Origin of the sequence: Pseudomonas sp. PNPG3 (genome assembly GCF_023093815.1) — a bacterium.
GTDB lineage: Bacteria > Pseudomonadota > Gammaproteobacteria > Pseudomonadales > Pseudomonadaceae > Aquipseudomonas > Aquipseudomonas asiatica.
Genome location: NZ_JALLKV010000025.1, coordinates 49603 through 65265, shown reverse-complemented (window position 1 = coordinate 65265; position 15663 = coordinate 49603). Strand labels below are relative to the sequence as shown.

At 62.2% G+C, this 15663-nt stretch carries 17 protein-coding genes, 1 other RNA gene and 1 pseudogene; 12 read left to right on the top strand and 7 right to left on the bottom strand.

Features of this window, described 5'->3' with window-relative positions:
* Window positions 1-28 precede the first annotated feature (28 nt).
* The 6 genes from MJ643_RS17445 to MJ643_RS17420 all read left to right on the top strand — a co-directional run bounded on the left by MJ643_RS17445 (window position 29) and on the right by MJ643_RS17420 (window position 6435).
* Window positions 29-2503, top strand: a complete 2475-nt coding sequence (locus MJ643_RS17445) for a heavy metal translocating P-type ATPase (RefSeq protein WP_024087433.1) — start codon at window positions 29-31, stop codon at window positions 2501-2503.
* The gene (ccoS, locus tag MJ643_RS17440; protein ID WP_013973501.1) at window positions 2482-2697 is read left to right on the top strand and encodes a cbb3-type cytochrome oxidase assembly protein CcoS; all 216 of its coding nucleotides are present in this window, start codon (window positions 2482-2484) and stop codon (window positions 2695-2697) included. Before MJ643_RS17445 ends, ccoS begins: the two co-directional genes overlap by 22 nt.
* Window positions 2690-3373 (top strand): sulfite exporter TauE/SafE family protein, encoded by a 684-nt coding sequence (locus MJ643_RS17435; RefSeq protein ID WP_013973502.1) that lies wholly within the window; start codon window positions 2690-2692, stop codon window positions 3371-3373. Before ccoS ends, MJ643_RS17435 begins: the two co-directional genes overlap by 8 nt.
* 157 nt (window positions 3374-3530) lie before the next feature.
* The gene (hemN, locus tag MJ643_RS17430) at window positions 3531-4913 is read left to right on the top strand and encodes an oxygen-independent coproporphyrinogen III oxidase (RefSeq protein WP_013973503.1); all 1383 of its coding nucleotides are present in this window, start codon (window positions 3531-3533) and stop codon (window positions 4911-4913) included.
* Between the two features lie 184 nt (window positions 4914-5097).
* Window positions 5098-5832, top strand: a complete 735-nt coding sequence (gene fnrA / locus MJ643_RS17425) for a Crp/Fnr family transcriptional regulator FnrA (protein WP_015271145.1) — start codon at window positions 5098-5100, stop codon at window positions 5830-5832.
* A gap of 54 nt (window positions 5833-5886) precedes the next feature.
* Window positions 5887-6435, top strand: a complete 549-nt coding sequence (locus MJ643_RS17420) for an adenine phosphoribosyltransferase (protein WP_009683910.1) — start codon at window positions 5887-5889, stop codon at window positions 6433-6435.
* A gap of 41 nt (window positions 6436-6476) precedes the next feature.
* On the opposite strand, the gene recR is transcribed toward MJ643_RS17420, so the two are convergent.
* From recR to dnaX, 3 genes are all read right to left on the bottom strand, one after another.
* Window positions 6477-7079, bottom strand: coding sequence for a recombination mediator RecR (gene recR, locus MJ643_RS17415; RefSeq protein WP_003259670.1), 603 nt, complete (start codon window positions 7077-7079; stop codon window positions 6477-6479).
* Between the two features lie 293 nt (window positions 7080-7372).
* Entirely contained in the window at window positions 7373-7708 is a 336-nt protein-coding gene (locus MJ643_RS17410; protein WP_003259671.1) for a YbaB/EbfC family nucleoid-associated protein, read from the bottom strand.
* 64 nt (window positions 7709-7772) lie between these two features.
* On the bottom strand, window positions 7773-9845 hold the full coding sequence (gene dnaX, locus MJ643_RS17405; RefSeq protein ID WP_013973506.1) for a DNA polymerase III subunit gamma/tau: 2073 nt from the start codon (window positions 9843-9845) through the stop codon (window positions 7773-7775).
* 123 nt (window positions 9846-9968) lie between these two features.
* Here dnaX and MJ643_RS17400 point away from each other — a divergent pair, with 123 nt between their 5' ends.
* Entirely contained in the window at window positions 9969-10736 is a 768-nt protein-coding gene (locus MJ643_RS17400) for a transporter substrate-binding domain-containing protein (RefSeq protein ID WP_013973507.1), read from the top strand.
* A 181-nt stretch (window positions 10737-10917) separates the two neighbouring features.
* Here MJ643_RS17400 and MJ643_RS17395 read toward each other — a convergent pair whose 3' ends face one another.
* Together MJ643_RS17395 and MJ643_RS17390 are read right to left on the bottom strand one after the other, a co-directional pair.
* Window positions 10918-11193, bottom strand: coding sequence for a hypothetical protein (locus MJ643_RS17395; protein WP_013973508.1), 276 nt, complete (start codon window positions 11191-11193; stop codon window positions 10918-10920).
* A 368-nt stretch (window positions 11194-11561) separates the two neighbouring features.
* A complete protein-coding gene (locus tag MJ643_RS17390; protein WP_024087435.1) occupies window positions 11562-12050 on the bottom strand; it encodes a DUF2938 domain-containing protein in 489 nt (162 codons plus the stop codon).
* 82 nt (window positions 12051-12132) lie between these two features.
* Here MJ643_RS17390 and MJ643_RS17385 point away from each other — a divergent pair, with 82 nt between their 5' ends.
* On the top strand, window positions 12133-12555 hold the full coding sequence (locus MJ643_RS17385; protein ID WP_013973510.1) for a helix-turn-helix domain-containing protein: 423 nt from the start codon (window positions 12133-12135) through the stop codon (window positions 12553-12555).
* A gap of 55 nt (window positions 12556-12610) precedes the next feature.
* Here the strand turns inward: MJ643_RS17385 and MJ643_RS17380 are convergent.
* Window positions 12611-13002 (bottom strand): annotated as a pseudogene (locus MJ643_RS17380) (hypothetical protein).
* A gap of 282 nt (window positions 13003-13284) precedes the next feature.
* Here MJ643_RS17380 and MJ643_RS17375 point away from each other — a divergent pair.
* From MJ643_RS17375 to MJ643_RS17360, 4 genes are all read left to right on the top strand, one after another.
* Window positions 13285-13611, top strand: coding sequence for a hypothetical protein (locus MJ643_RS17375; RefSeq protein ID WP_013973511.1), 327 nt, complete (start codon window positions 13285-13287; stop codon window positions 13609-13611).
* A gap of 242 nt (window positions 13612-13853) precedes the next feature.
* Window positions 13854-14108, top strand: a complete 255-nt coding sequence (locus MJ643_RS17370) for a Pathogenicity locus (RefSeq protein ID WP_023661286.1) — start codon at window positions 13854-13856, stop codon at window positions 14106-14108.
* Window positions 14101-14814, top strand: coding sequence for a YafY family protein (locus tag MJ643_RS17365; protein ID WP_024087436.1), 714 nt, complete (start codon window positions 14101-14103; stop codon window positions 14812-14814). The genes MJ643_RS17370 and MJ643_RS17365 overlap by 8 nt, the downstream gene beginning before the upstream one ends.
* Before the next feature lie 44 nt (window positions 14815-14858).
* A complete protein-coding gene (locus MJ643_RS17360; RefSeq protein ID WP_023661288.1) occupies window positions 14859-15167 on the top strand; it encodes a hypothetical protein in 309 nt (102 codons plus the stop codon).
* Window positions 15168-15442: 275 nt separating this feature from the next.
* Here MJ643_RS17360 and ffs read toward each other — a convergent pair.
* Window positions 15443-15539, bottom strand: an RNA gene (gene ffs, locus MJ643_RS17355) — signal recognition particle sRNA small type.
* Between the last annotated feature and the right edge of the window lie 124 nt (window positions 15540-15663).

Here is a 15663-nt window from a genome sequence, read left to right as displayed (position 1 = left end):
CAGCCGATTTGTGTAAGGCAATGATGTGATGACCCAGCCCACCCCTTGCTACCACTGCGCAATGCCCGTCCCTGCCGGCAGCCGCTTCAACGCCGTGGTCCTCGGTGAGTCCCGGCAGTTCTGCTGCCCCGGCTGCCAGGCGGTGGCCGAGTCGATCGTCGCCGGTGGCCTGGAGCACTATTACCAGCATCGTAGCGACAACAGTGCCAACCCCGAGGCCCTGCCCAAACAACTGCAGGACGAGCTCGCCCTCTATGACCGCAGCGACTTACAGCAAACCTTCGTTCGCCATGCTGGCGACCTGGCCGAGACCACCCTGCTGGTCGAAGGCATCAGCTGCGCCGCCTGCGGCTGGCTGATCGAAAAGCACCTGCGCAACCTGCCCGGCGTCGCCGAGGCGCGTCTGAACCTGTCCAACCACCGCCTGCTGCTGAACTGGGATGACAAGCAACTGCCGCTCTCGCGCCTGCTCGCCGAGCTGCGCCAGATCGGCTACGCCGCCCACCCCTATCAGCCCGACCAGGCCGCCGAGCAACTGGCCCGCGAGAACCGCAGCGCCCTGCGCCGCCTGGGCGTGGCCGGGCTGCTGTGGTTCCAGGCGATGATGGCAACCATGGCCACCTGGCCGGAATTCAACATCGACCTGTCGCCCGAACTGCACACCATCCTGCGCTGGGTGGCGCTATTTCTCACCATCCCCATCGTGTTCTACAGCTGCGCACCGTTCTTCAAGGGCGCGGCACGCGACCTGCGTACCCGCCACCTGACCATGGACGTTTCGGTGTCGCTGGCCATTGGCCTGGCCTTTGGCGCCGGCATCTGGACCGCCATCACCGGCAGCGGCGAGCTGTATTTCGACACCGTGGGCATGTTCGCGCTGTTCCTGCTCACTGGCCGTTACCTGGAGCGCCGCGCCCGCGAACGCACCGCAGCGGCCACTGCGCAGCTGGTCAACCTGCTGCCGGCCTCGTGCCTGCGCCTGGACGCCGTCGGCCGCAGCGAACGCATCCTGCTCAGCGAACTGCAGCGCGGTGACACGGTGCAGGTGCTGCCAGGCGCGGTAATCCCCGCCGACGGGCGCATCGTCGAAGGCCGCTCCAGCGTCGATGAATCGTTGCTGACCGGTGAATACCTGCCGCAACCACGGCGGGTCGGCGAGCGGGTCACGGGCGGTACCCTGAACGTCGAAAGCACCCTGAACGTGGAAGTCGAAGCCCTCGGCCACGACTCGCGGTTGTCGGCCATCGTCCGCCTGCTGGAACGCGCCCAGACCGAAAAACCCCGCCTGGCCGAAATCGCCGACCGGGCCTCGCAGTGGTTCCTGCTGTTCTCGCTGCTGGCCGCCGCGGCCATCGGCCTGTGGTGGTGGCACCTGGACCCGACGCGGGCGTTCTGGATCGTGCTGGCCATGTTGGTAGCGACCTGCCCCTGCGCGCTGTCCCTGGCCACGCCAACGGCGCTTACCGCAGCCACTGGTACGTTGCACAAGCTCGGCCTGCTGGTGACCCGTGGCCATGTGCTGGAAGGCCTGAACCAGATCGACACGGTGATTTTCGACAAGACCGGAACGCTGACCGAAGGCCGCCTGACCTTGCGCAGCATTCGACCGCTCGGCAGCCTGCCCGCCGACCGCTGCCTGGCCCTGGCCGCAGCGCTGGAGAACCGCTCCGAACACCCCATCGCCCGTGCCTTCGGCCGCACCGCCACGCCTGCTGACGACGTGCAGACCGTGCCGGGCCTGGGCCTGGAAGGGCTGGTCGACGGCCAGCGCCTGCGCATTGGCCAGGCCACCTTCGTCTGCGCCCTGAGCGGAGCGGAAATCCCTGGCGTGCCAGAGCCGCGCGGCCAGTGGCTGCTACTGGGCGACCGCCAGGGCCCACTGGCCTGGTTCGGCCTGGACGACCGCCTGCGCGACGATGCCCCTGCCCTGCTAGCAGCCTGCAAGGCCCGTGGCTGGCGCACGCTGCTGCTGTCGGGCGACAGCTCGCCGATGGTCGCCGAAGTGGCCGCGCAGCTGGGCATCGACCAGGCCATCGGCGGCCTGCGCCCGGACGACAAACTGGACCGGCTGAAGGCGCTGCAGGCGGCCGGGCGCAAGGTGCTGATGCTGGGTGACGGGGTCAACGACGTGCCGGTACTGGCCGCCGCGGACATCAGCATCGCCATGGGCAGCGCCACCGACCTGGCCAAGACCAGCGCCGACGCCGTGCTGCTGTCCAACCGCCTGCAGGCGCTGGTACAGGCCTTCGAGCTGGCCCGCCGCACCCGCCGCAACATCCTCGAGAACCTGCTGTGGGCGACCCTGTATAATGGCCTGATGTTGCCGTTCGCCGCGCTCGGCTGGATCACCCCGGTATGGGCAGCCATCGGCATGTCGGTCAGTTCGCTGATCGTGGTGCTCAATGCCCTGCGCCTGACCCGCCAGCCCCCGGCATCGGGTTTGCCATCGACCGAAGCGCCCCTGCCTGGGAGGAAGACGCCATGCCCGCCCTCTATGTCATGATTCCCGCGGCCCTGCTGCTGGTCGGCGTGGCCGTGTACATCTTCTTCTGGGCGGTGGACAGCGGCCAGTACGACGACCTGGAAAGCCCTGCCCACAGCATCCTGTTCGACGACCAGGACCCGCGCCATCAGGCGGCGGTGAAGCCTGACGACAGCAAGGCCGACACCGACAAGGAAAACCCGCCCCGTGCCTGACCTGCTGCCCCTGCTGGGCTCGGCGTTGATCCTCGGTTTGCTCGGCGGCGGCCACTGCCTGGGCATGTGCGGCGGCCTGATGGGCGCGCTGACCCTTGCCATCCCGCCTGAACAACGTGGTCGGCGCATGCGCCTGCTGCTCGCGTACAACCTTGGCCGCATTCTCAGTTATGCCTGTGCCGGCCTGCTGCTGGGCCTGGCCGGCTGGGCCGTGGCCAGCAGCCCGGCGGCGCTGGCACTGCGGGTGGTGGCGGCGCTGCTGTTGATCGCCATGGGGCTGTACCTGGCCGGCTGGTGGAGCGGGCTGACCCGCATCGAGGCGCTGGGCCGGGGACTGTGGCGGCATATTCAGCCAGTGGCGTCGCGCTTGCTACCGGTATCCAGCATGCCCCGGGCGTTGCTGCTGGGGGCCTTGTGGGGATGGTTGCCATGCGGGTTGGTGTACAGCACCTTGCTGTGGGCGGCCAGCCAGGGCAATGCCGGGTACAGCGCGGCGCTGATGCTGGCGTTCGGCGTGGGAACCTGGCCGGTGCTACTGGCCACGGGACTGGCGGCTGAGCGAGTAAACCGGTTGTTGAAACGGCGCAGTGTGCGGGTGGCTGGCGGGGTGCTGGTGATGCTGTTTGGGGTATGGACCCTGCCCGGGCCGCATCAGCATTGGTTGATGGGGCATTGATGGGGGCCGCCGTGCGGCCCTTTTCGGGCATGCCCGCTCCCACAGGGCCCTGCGAACGGCTGATAGCAGCCCCTATGCCCTTGATACAAATCAACACCGGTTCCTGCAGACAGCCATAGACTCCGGGGCACTGCTGCTCTTTCCGGGGACCACCCTCATGCTCGACGACCTACGTTGGGATACCGACCTGATCCGCCGCTACGACCTGGCCGGGCCACGCTACACCTCCTACCCGACCGCCGTGCAACTGCACAGCGAAGTGGGCTCGTTCGACCTGCTCCACGCCCTGCGCGAGAGCCGTCGGGCCGTGCGCCCGCTGTCGCTGTACGTGCACGTGCCGTTCTGCGCCAACATCTGCTACTACTGCGCCTGCAACAAGGTCATCACCAAAGACCGCGCCCGCGCTGCGCCCTACCTGCAGCGCCTGGAGCAGGAAATCCAGCTGATCGCCTGCCACCTCGATCCCAAGCAGCGTGTCGAGCAGTTGCACTTCGGCGGCGGCACGCCAACCTTCCTCAGCCATGTGGAACTGCGCCAGCTGATGGCCACCCTGCGCCAGCACTTCCACCTGCTGGACGACGACTCCGGCGACTACGGCATCGAGATCGACCCGCGCGAAGCCGACTGGTCGACCATGGGCCTGCTCCGCGAACTGGGCTTCAACCGCGTCAGCCTGGGCGTGCAGGACCTCGACCCAGCCGTGCAGCGCGCGGTCAACCGCCTGCAGAGCCTGGAGCAGACCCGCACCCTGATCGAAGCCGCGCGCACCCTGCAGTTCCGCTCGATCAACCTCGACCTGATCTACGGCCTGCCCAAGCAAACCCCGGAAGGCTTTGCCCGCACTGTCGAAGAAGTGATCCGCCTGCAACCCGACCGCCTGTCGGTGTTCAACTACGCCCACCTGCCCGAGCGCTTCATGCCGCAACGGCGCATCGACAGCAATGACCTGCCCAGCGCGGCCGCTAAGCTGGAGATGCTGCACGCCACCATCGACCAGCTGACCGCAGCCGGCTACCGCTACATCGGCATGGACCACTTCGCCCTGCCCGACGACGAGCTCGCCATCGCCCAGGAGGAAGGCACCCTGCAGCGCAACTTCCAGGGCTACACCACCCATGGGCACTGCGACCTGATCGGCCTGGGCGTGTCGGCCATCAGCCAGATCGGCGACCTGTACTGCCAGAACAGCAGCGACCTCAACACCTACCAGGACAGCCTGTCCAACGTCCAACTGGCCACCCAGCGCGGCCTGCTGTGCAACCACGACGACCGTATCCGCCGTGCAGTGATCCAGCAACTGATCTGCCATTTCGAGCTCGATTTCGAGCCGATCGAACAGGCATTCACCATTGATTTTCGCGGCTACTTCAACGACCTCTGGCCAGAACTGCTGACCTTGCAGCGCGACGGCCTGATCCGCCTGGACGACAAAGGCATCCGCATCCTGCCGGCCGGCCGCCTGCTGGCGCGCTCGGTATGCATGGTGTTCGACGCTTACCTGGCGATGCACAACCGCCAGCGCTTCTCGCGGGTGATCTGAACCGAGTCGTTCAACCGCATGGACAAAGTTCCTTGCCAGGCACACCATGGGCACAGCGAAGGCCCCGGCGCACACCCGCCGGGGCCGGGCCAGCTCGCACCACAACAGCGCACGCTGGCCTACAACCTATGCCGTGAGTTACCCTTACGTCTTATGTGTGCTTTCCCACAAGGATCGAATGAAAATGTCCGAGCCAGTCAAACTGCGCCCACACAACCAGGCCCATTGCAAGGACTGCAGCCTGGCCCCCCTGTGCCTGCCTCTGTCGCTCAACCTGGAAGACATGGATGCACTGGATGAAATCGTCAAACGTGGGCGGCCGTTGAAAAAAGGCGAGTTCCTGTTCCGCCAGGGCGACAATTTCGGCTCGGTCTACGCGGTACGTTCCGGCGCGCTGAAAACCTTCAGCCTCAGCGACAGCGGCGAAGAGCAGATCACCGGCTTCCACCTGCCCAGCGAGCTGGTCGGCCTGTCGGGCATGGACACCGAAGCCTACCCGGTGTCGGCCCAGGCCCAGGAAACTACCTCGGTGTGCGAAATCCCGTTCGAACGTCTCGACGAGCTGTCGGTGCAGCTACCGCAGCTACGCCGCCAACTGATGCGGGTAATGAGCCGGGAAATCCGCGACGACCAGCAGATGATGCTGCTGCTGTCGAAAAAGACCGCTGACGAGCGTATTGCCACCTTCCTGGTCAACCTGTCGGCACGCTTCCGCGCCCGCGGCTATTCGGCCAACCAGTTCCGCCTGAGCATGTCGCGCAACGAAATCGGCAACTACTTGGGCCTGGCGGTGGAAACCGTGTCGCGGGTGTTCACCCGCTTCCAGCAGAATGGCCTGATCCGCGCCGAAGGCAAGGAAGTGCACATTCTCGACCCGATCCAGCTGTGCGCGCTGGCCGGCGGAGCAATGGAGGCCTGAGGCCGGCGTTTAGCGGGTATACTTGGGCATTCGTTTCCCAGGATACCCGCAACAATGCACAGCGACGCCTTCGACCTCAAAGCCCTGATCCGCCCGGTAGTGGACTTCCCCAAACCGGGTGTGATCTTCCGCGATATCACCCCGCTGTTCCAGTCGCCGCGCGGGCTGCGCTATGTGGCCGACCAGTTCATCGAACGCTATGTCGAAGCCGAGTTCAGCCACATCGGTGCCATGGATGCCCGGGGCTTCCTGATCGGCTCGATCATCGCACACCAACTGAACAAGCCGCTGATCCTGTTCCGCAAGCAGGGCAAGCTGCCGGCTGATGTGCTGAGCGAGGGTTACCAGACCGAGTACGGCGAAGCCTTCCTGGAAGTGCACGCCGACAGCCTGTGCGAAGGGGATTCGGTGTTGATCTTCGATGACTTGATTGCTACGGGCGGTACGCTGCTGGCAGCGGCCAACCTGGTGCGCCGGACCGGTGCGCAGGTGTTCGAGGCGGCAGCGATCATCGATCTGCCGGAGCTGGACGGGTCGCGCCGGCTGCAGGCGGCCGGGGTACCGACTTTCTGCCTGACCGAGTTTTCTCTTAGCGAGTACTGAGTTGGGTTTTGGGGCTGCAAAGCGGCCCCAACAATTCTGAATCAGAGCGAAATCGGCCGACGCCCCGCAAAAGCATGGGCCAAGGTCCCACCATCCACCAGCTCAAGCTCGCCGCCCAGCGGTACACCATGGGCAATCCGCGACGCCACCAGGCCCTTCTCGCTCAGCAACTGGGCAATGTAATGCGCCGTCGCCTCCCCTTCCACCGTCGGGTTGGTCGCCAGGATCACCTCGGTGAAGGTGCCCTGCTCCTCGATCCGCGCCATCAGCTGCGGAATCCCGATCGCCTCGGGCCCCAGCCCGTCCAGCGGCGACAAGTGGCCCTTGAGCACGAAGTAGCGGCCACGGTAGCCGGTCTGCTCCACTGCATACACATCGGTCGGCCCTTCGACCACACACAACTGGGTATCGTCACGGCGCGTGTCGGCGCATTGCGGGCACAGCTCCTGCTCGGTCAGGGTACGGCACTGACGGCAATGCCCAACCCCTTCCATGGCCTGGGTCAAGGCCTGTGCCAGGCGCAGGCCACCGCTACGGTCACGCTCGAGCAGTTGCAGGGCCATGCGCTGGGCGGTTTTCTGGCCGACACCCGGGAGAATACGCAGGGCATCGATCAGTTGGCGGATGAGTGGGCTGAAGCTCATGGGAAAGGCCTGACAAATCAATAAGAGGCGGTTTATACCCAGCAGGGGCAGTGGCGTCAAATCAGCCATGCGACCTGCGCGGTCTGTTTTCTGTGGGAGCGGCCTTGTGTCGCGAAAGGGGCGCGAAGCGGCCGCGCGATTTCAGCTTCGCAGCGTGAATTGCCGGGGCTGCTGCGCAGCCCTTTCGCGACACAAGGCCGCTCCCACAAAAAAACAGACCGCGCCTGGGTTGAAATCTCTGTAAAAAAAACCGCCGCTGGTATCAGCGGCGGTTTTCGGTAACGCAAATGCCCTTAGAACGGCATCTTGAAGCCCGGCGGCAGCTGCATGCCGGCGGTCATGCTGCCCATCTTGTCCTGGCTGTTCTGCTCGACCTTGCGCACAGCGTCGTTCAGTGCCGCGGCAATCAGGTCTTCCAGCACTTCCTTGTCGTCTTCATCAGTCGACATCAGGCTCTGGTCGATGCTGACACGCTTGACGTCGTGACGACCGGTCATCACCACGCTCACCAGGCCACCACCGGACTGGCCGGTGACTTCGGCGTTGGCCAGCTCTTCCTGCATCTTCTGCATCTTTTCCTGCATCTGCTGGGCCTGCTTCATCAGGCCGGCCATGCCACCTTTCATCATGGGGGTATACCTCGATTGGGTCATGTGATGCGGCCCGGCACCGGGCCGGCCGCATGGTTATCCGTTACTGGCCCTGATTAACCAGGGCTTCTACAGGCTCAATAGTATCCTGCCGCACCTTGGCGCCGAACAACTTGATCATCTGCTGGATCAACGGATCCTGCTCGATCGAGGTGACCGCGTCCTGCTGGCGCTCGGCGCGTTTGCGCGCCGCTGCCTGGGCCGGGGTTTCCTGCTCGGGCAGGATCAGCTCGATGCGCAGGTTCAGCGTGCGCCCCAGGTGCTGGTTGAGCGCTTCGTTAAGGCGCCGTTGCTGGGTCGCGTTGAACAGCGCACCCTGGCCAGGGTCCAGGTGCAGCAGCCAGTCGTCGCCATCGACGGCAATCAACGTACAGTTTGCCGCGATGTTGCCTGTCATCCCGGATACAGGCAACTGTGGGAATAATTCCAGCCATTGCAGGGCCAGGCCGGTAGCCGGCTTGGCTGCGGGCAGCGGTACGGCTGCCGGCTTGGGTGCTTCTTCCTGGACGTGTTCGGCCAGTTCGTCCAGGTAGCTGAAGCCGACCGGGTCGCTTTCGCCGCCGTAATAGTCTTCGTCCAGTGGCGGTTCATCGTCGCGGTCCATGCCCACGGCGGCATAGGCGGACGGGTCGAAGGGTGGCTCGTCGTCGTGTGCCGGGGCGGCAGGTGCCGGCGTGGGCACAGCGGCCGGTGCAGGAGCCGGCGCAGGCTCGGCCACTACCGGTGCGGGCGTTGGCGCGGGCTCTTCCCATGGCAGGTCAACCACCTCTGCCACGGGTTCTGGTGCTGGCTCAGGTTCACTGACCGGGGCAGGCTCAGCTGCCACCACAGGCTCGACAACCGGCTGTGGCGCTGGTTCGACCGGTGCGGGCGCCTGCACTTGTTGCTCGGCAACCGGTGCAACCGGCGCCACGACAGCAGCGGCCGGCGGCGCCACGGCAACCGCCGGCGCTGCCACCGGTGTTGCAGGATCAGCTGTGGCCTGGCTGATCCCCACTGGCTTTAGTACCGGCTTCGGCGCGTCGTCGGTGTCGGCGGGGCGGAACGCGAGCATGCGCAGCAGGACCATTTCGAAGCCGCCGCGCGGGTCCGGCGCAAGTGGCAGGTCACGGCGGCCTATCAGGCCCATCTGGTAATAGAACTGCACGTCCTCGGCTGGCAATGCCGAGGCCAGCGCCAGCACCCGCTCACGGTCGCCCTGGCCGTTGTCCACCGCTTCCGGCAGCGCCTGGGCAATGGCCACGCGGTGCAGCACATTGAGCATCTCGGCCAGCACGCCAGCCCAGTCCGGGCCCTGCTCGGCCAGGTTGCGCACGGCCTCGAGCAAGGCCCGGGCATCGCCTTCGAGCAACGCCTGCAGCACCCCGTAGACTTGGCCATGATCAAGGCTGCCGAGCATGGCCCGCACATCGGCGGCCAGTACCTTGCCTTCGCCAAAGGCGATGGCCTGGTCGGTCAGGCTCATGGCGTCGCGCATCGAGCCATCGGCCGCGCGCCCCAGCAGCCACAGGGCATCCGGCTCGAACGGCACGTTCTCGGCGGCCAGAACATGGCTGAGGTGCTCGACCACCCGCTCCGGGCTCATGTTCTTCAGCGAGAACTGCAGACAGCGCGACAGGATGGTGGCCGGCAGTTTCTGCGGGTCAGTGGTGGCGAGGATGAACTTGACGTAGGGCGGTGGCTCTTCCAGCGTCTTGAGCAAGGCGTTGAACGAGTGAGTCGAGAGCATGTGCACTTCGTCGATCAGGTAGACCTTGAAGCGCCCACGACTCGGGGCGTACTGCACGTTATCGAGCAGTTCGCGCGTGTCCTCGACCTTGGTGCGGCTGGCGGCGTCGATCTCGATCAGGTCGACGAAACGGCCTTCGTCAATCTCCCGGCACACCGAACAGGTACCGCAGGGCGTTGAGGTGATGCCGGTTTCGCAGTTCAGGCACTTGGCGATGATACGGGCAATGGTCGTCTTGCCCACACCCCGGGTACCAGTGAACAGATAGGCATGGTGCAGGCGCTGGTTGTCCAAGGCATTGATCAAGGCCTTGAGCACATGGGTCTGGCCGACCATTTCGCGGAACGAGCGCGGACGCCATTTACGTGCAAGAACCTGATAACTCATCGAAAAACCATCGCAGCCTGATCGAGCGGAAGATCGCTAATGCTAGCGGAGCGGGGGCAAAATTGCACCCTGCGCAAGTCGTCTAAGCTTTGAAACTGGCGCGCCATCCAGGGAGGATCGCCTTTGCGAAGACTGCTGGCCCTGTTGCTGCTGTGGAGCACCTACAACCAGGCTGAACAGCCCCTGGTGCGTTTTTCTGTCGCCGAGAGCTGGAGCATGCCGCTGGTACGCATCGAAGGCGACCAGCCGGTGGAAGGCATGCTGTACGACCTGATGCAGGCCTTGGCCAAGGAAGTGGGCATCCGCCCTGAATACCACGTCATGGCCCGCCTGCGTCTGCAGGAGGCGATGAACAGCGGTGATATCGATGTGCGCTGCTATGTCAGCACCCAGTGGTTCAATGACCGGCCAGGGGATTTTGTCTGGAGCATTCCACTGCTGCACCAGCGAGACCTGCTGGTAGGACGCGCTGGCAATAGTACTCCGCTGCCCCCGGAGCAATTGACTGCCCAGGTCATTGGTACGGTGCTTGGCTACACCTATTCGACCTTGCAACCGCTGCTCGCCCAGGGTCGCCTGCACCGCGAGGACAGCCGCAGCCAGTTGCTGGTACTGCAGAAGCTGCAAGCCGGGCGCTATCGGCATGCGGTAAGCAACCAGCTGTCGTTGCAGTGGTTCAACCAGGGCCTGCCCACCGAACAGCAATTGCAGGCGCTGGCAGTACTGGAAGAACAGGACCTGGGATGCATGGTACGCAATGACCCGTCGATACCGACCCAAGGGCTGCTGCGGGCGCTGGTGCGAATGAAGCAGTCGGGGGAGATCGAGCGGATTGTGCAGCGGTATGGGGGGACGGGCAACCAAGAACCCATGTCTGTGGCTCGCCCCTGAGCCACGCATACCTGATGAAAGACAAACCTGCCCGAAAATTGCACGCCCGCTGTGGGAGCGGGTTCACCCGCGAACACCGGCAAAGCCGGTGCCATCCATCGTGTCGCGTTCTTCGCGGGTAAACCCGCTCCCACAGGGTTAATTGATATCCCTGCTATCTCTACTTACTCCAAGGCCGACTTCACTGGCTTCTACGCTCAACTGCCAGTGCCACAGCATCCGCCTGCCCCCAGGCAATCTGCATGGCCCGCAACCCGTGCTCCAGCAACTGCCGCGTCTCCTCGTCCTGGATACGCTCCAGCGCCCGCCGGCTGTCGCTATAGGCAAACATCAGATAGTGGGTGACATTCATCAACGCGAACTCCATCGGCACGATGCCTTCGCTGATCGCGCGGGAAAGGGATTTACCTTGGGGAAGCTCGAAAACGTGGGGTGGATCGGGGACCAGTTTTTTCATGACAGCTCCGTGTTGGCTGTGTTGTCCCCTTCCGCTTCCACGCATTAGGGTGGCAACTGTACGCGGGGTGGAAGACCAGGTACACGGTAGACCCGGCAGGTACGAATACCTCCCGCGCACAGCCGCCATAAATGACAACCGTCCCGTGTACTGCCCAGGCTTCCACACCCGATCGCTGAACCGACAGCGACCGCAAAAGCCTAGTGGGCGGTGATTCCCGGGACAATCAGACGGGAGTCGACGGAGTGCGTAGGATATTTCGACACCTCCTACAGAAAAAGCGGGAAATTGCCCTGACCGTTGTAGGAAGCATCCTGAAAGCAGATCGCATTCCTGCTACCGATTGCTCGTCTTGAGGAATGTCGCTCTCACACAGCCGCAACCAAACCCGCACTCAAGAACATCCCCACGCCAAACACAAAATGCGTGGCCAGGCTCTTCAGGCAATTGCGCACAGGCGTCGGCGTCCTCGACGCAAAGAACCCCGCGCCCATCGCCGGCTGCATGAAGCACAAAGGCGCCACGACCGTCACCACACCAACAACCAGCGCGGGCAACAATGTAGGTGCCAGCAACCAGCCCTCCCCCACGATCACGACCAGCAGCATCGCGAACAGCACGCCGATGGCGTAATGAATCCCCCACCCCAACGCCAGCTCATGCCGCACCGGTTCCGCCTTGGCAATCGCCTGGTGCCGCACACGCCCGTGCAGCAAATGCCCCGCCCAACGCCCGACCATGGCGAAGTTCAGCGTGGCAACACCCATCCGCCTAAGCAGCAGCCCCCACAAGTCCATCACCATCGTGGCACCGATACCAATCGGCAAGGCAGCGGAAAACATCGCAGTAAGGGTCATTGAACAAGCCCTCCAAGATTGACGGTCATCACCATGCCGCGCAGCATAGAAGTTGAAGTCAACTTCAAGTCAAGGGCCCGAAATGGACATTGCCGACGTCGCCAAGCGCACAGGCGTACCCGCCTCGACGCTGCGCTACTACGAGAAGAAAGGCCTGCTCAAGTCACTCGCCGGGCCTGGCCAGCGGCGGCAGTTCGCAGCCGATGTTGCAGACCGGCTGGCGCTGATCGCCCTCGGCCAGGCTGCGGGGTTTTCGCTGGATGAAGTGGGGGCGATGCTGGTGGACCTGCAGGTCGACCGGCAGATGCTGATCTCCAAGGCCGACGAACTGGACGCACGAATCAGGCGCTTGCAGGCGATGAGCAAGGGCCTGCGGCATGCGGCGCAGTGCCCTGAGGAAGATCATCTGGAATGCCCGAAATTCCAGCGGCTGATGAAGCTGTCGGCGGCGGGGCATGGAAAGAAACAAGGCAGTTCAACAGTTGTCTTGAAGCGCCCAGATTGAATCATCACCCGACCGCATCGGCACGGTCGCGGCAGGAATGGAAGGCAGATGGCACCTAGCGGCGCCGGGCACATGCCTGCGTCTTGCAGCCCCCGGAAGATTGCTTTCTGGAAGGTGCCGACTCCTTTGCCCGAAGATCGAATACAAGCACCTGCGCATCCGTAGCGTGGCTGAACGTGACCGCCTGGGTTTCCGTCAGCTTCAATCCGTCGCCTTCCACAACACTTTCTCCGTTCACCCGGAGCTTGCCAGCGACAACATGGACATAGGCCTGTCGTCGCCCTGCGAGGGCCAGAGTATGCGACTCACCTTGCGATTTATGACGCGCAGATCGGAGAAACCGTTCTCTTGCGGGTTTCTACAGCTTCCAAACGAGAAGGAATGCCGGGATTTCAGCCACGGCAAACGGGTGGCACCCCGATCACCTGCCTTGCGGATCTCTTTCATGCTCACACCGAAATGCATTGCTTCAAAGAGAGCGCAGCTTAGAGAAGAGTATGATCGAAGAAAAACATCAGAAACTGGTCTAAACCATCGCTTAAACAGATTGAATAGACGCTGGGCTATCCTTGGCACCTGAGACCACACCTGCAACGCCCCTGATTCTGAAGCCCCGCGAGGCGCCTGTTAATCATCAAGATCAATGATAGGTAACATCGATATTCACCTATTTTCTATCAGCTAAATGAAATGGAGAATAGCGGCTGAACTCAAGCCTGGAACTGTCTGATGCGCTTTCTGCCTCTCGCTGCTGCCTCCTTCACTATCACTCTGCTGGCGGGGTGCGCATCCGCGCCTAACCAGCCGACAAAGGAACTGGTGACCGCGAAATCTCCTGAAGCTTTTTCCACCTGCGTCATGCAGAAGCTGCAAGAGAATCAGCAATCACCGAACGTCACCCATACGAGCCAAAGCTATCGCGTGGTTCTGAGCAGCCCTGTTGCGGCGGATAACGTGATCGAGACGTTCAAAGGGGACACGGGCGGGAAAGTCTACATTTATCAGCGGGGGCTCTTTTCAGAAGATCTCGTTCGCCTAGCTTCCCAATGTGCCTGAGGTGAGGGGAGCTCTCACCAAGTTGAAATTGTCGAGTCGGGCAAACGCAGGACGCCAGGACACGCGCATCAGCCAGTTGCAGCAGTCAGGCCAATGCCAACCCTCTGCAATCAGGTTTGTAAGCGTTTGCCGAACCCACCTTCCTGATGCCTACGCGTAGGGCGATGGAACCATATATTGAGATGCCATCTGCCGTCGGGCAAACTCCGGTTGCTTCATTGGCCGATAACAGGAGTTTACGGATGCCATTTCCACTGAAGGAACATAATGCTTTGTTGGCCCTAAAGGGCGTAGGGCCGGCCGTCATTGCTCGCCTTGAGCAGATGGGCATTGACTCGCTAGCTGTGCTCAGCAGAGCGAATGCTGGTGACATCCTGGCTCAGGCGTCGGCAGCAGTGGGATCGACTTGCTGGAAGAATAGCCCCCAAGCTCGGGCCGCCATTGACGCAGCCATTGAGCTTGCAAAGGACTCTCAGTTGAGCACACCAAGTGCGTAAAGCTGATCGTTTATTTCAGTTGGTAAATCTGATTCGTGTCCATCAGCCAATCTCTGCTGAACGACTGGCTAGCCGAATTGGCGTTTCCGTTCGCTCAATCTATCGATACATCGACGACCTTTCCTTCAGTGGAATCCCAGTCTATGGTACCGCTGGCGTGGGGTATGCCTTGGATGCCGATTTTGAGATGCCGCCATTAACGTTGAACAGGCTCGAACTGGATGCACTGATGCTCGGGATGGAAATGCTTTCAGCTTCCGCCGATAACGATCTAAGTGCTGCTGCAAGGATGTTGTTGAGCAAAATCTCAGCGTCCATAGTCCATCATCAGGTTGACCCCAGCACGGCAAAAATCAGGGCACTTGGAACCACTCCTTCCTCGACGCGTGGCCATCTGGCAACCCTTCGAAATGCCATCGAAAACGCTCAGGCGCTGACGATAACTTATACCAGCTTGGATGGTGCAGTTTCGCAACGCCTCATTTCCCCCCTTGGCCTTTTCTACTGGGGAGGAAAGTGGACGGTTGGAAGCTGGTGTAGTACCAGGGCAGCTTACCGCGATTTTCGGGTCGATCGCATAGCCTCCATCGCTATTGCTCAACAACCATCACCCGACAATCCTGCCCTTGATCTCCAAGCGTATATGAAGCACCAGGCAAGCCAGTGGAAAGCGATCACCACTACTGACACTACGCTGTCAGTATGAACCACTGATCATTGGGACTCCCTAATACACAGAAGGTCATCCCTATGCAGCACTCATCTCATGTACTCGAATTAGCCATTTTCAAGGTCAAACAGGAATGTGTTGCGCAAGTGCCGGTGCTCCGCGCAGGACTTCGTGAAACATTAAAGACCTTTCCTGGCTTGATTGAATACCGCGCCTACTGCCCTATGAGCGACGAACGAATCTTCGCGGATTTAGCAATGTGGGATAGTCTTGAGAACGCACAAAAAGTGGCAAAGGCGTTCAACGATGGAGATCCGAGATTCTCTGAGTATATGTACGCTATTGAAAACCTGACGTTCATGAGTCACCTCGTTCCAGAGATGAGTTGACCCCGGCGGACTGCCAGAGCAGGCAAGAGACACCGATGCCTTTGCTGTCAGGCATCGGTGTCGTCGCTTCCAGTGTAAGTGTTCTCAGATCACCTATTGCTACCCTGCCACCATGATTAGGTTCTTATAGCTTGAGGCCTGAGTCATCAGTTTTTCGTTGAGACGAGCTAACATGCCGTTTACGGTGCACCACTCAGGTGTCCCTAAACGTTGTCACACTTCGAGATTTTCGAGCGAGAAATCCTTGAAAATTCAAGGACCTGAAATGGAGGCGGCCCCACCAGCCACACCCCGGCACTCGATGTTCCCGCTATGGCTGCTCCCTTCCGGGCCTGACCAGGTTAACGGGTAATCAATGCGGGGGGACCGATGGGGCCACCACTACAAGGCTCGCTGAACAGCGAGTGGCGCCATTGTACCGGTCTTGGGGGCAGATACAACCTCTGGAGGAGAAAAAGTCATCATTTCTCAATGACTTGTCCGGGCCGGGATGGCC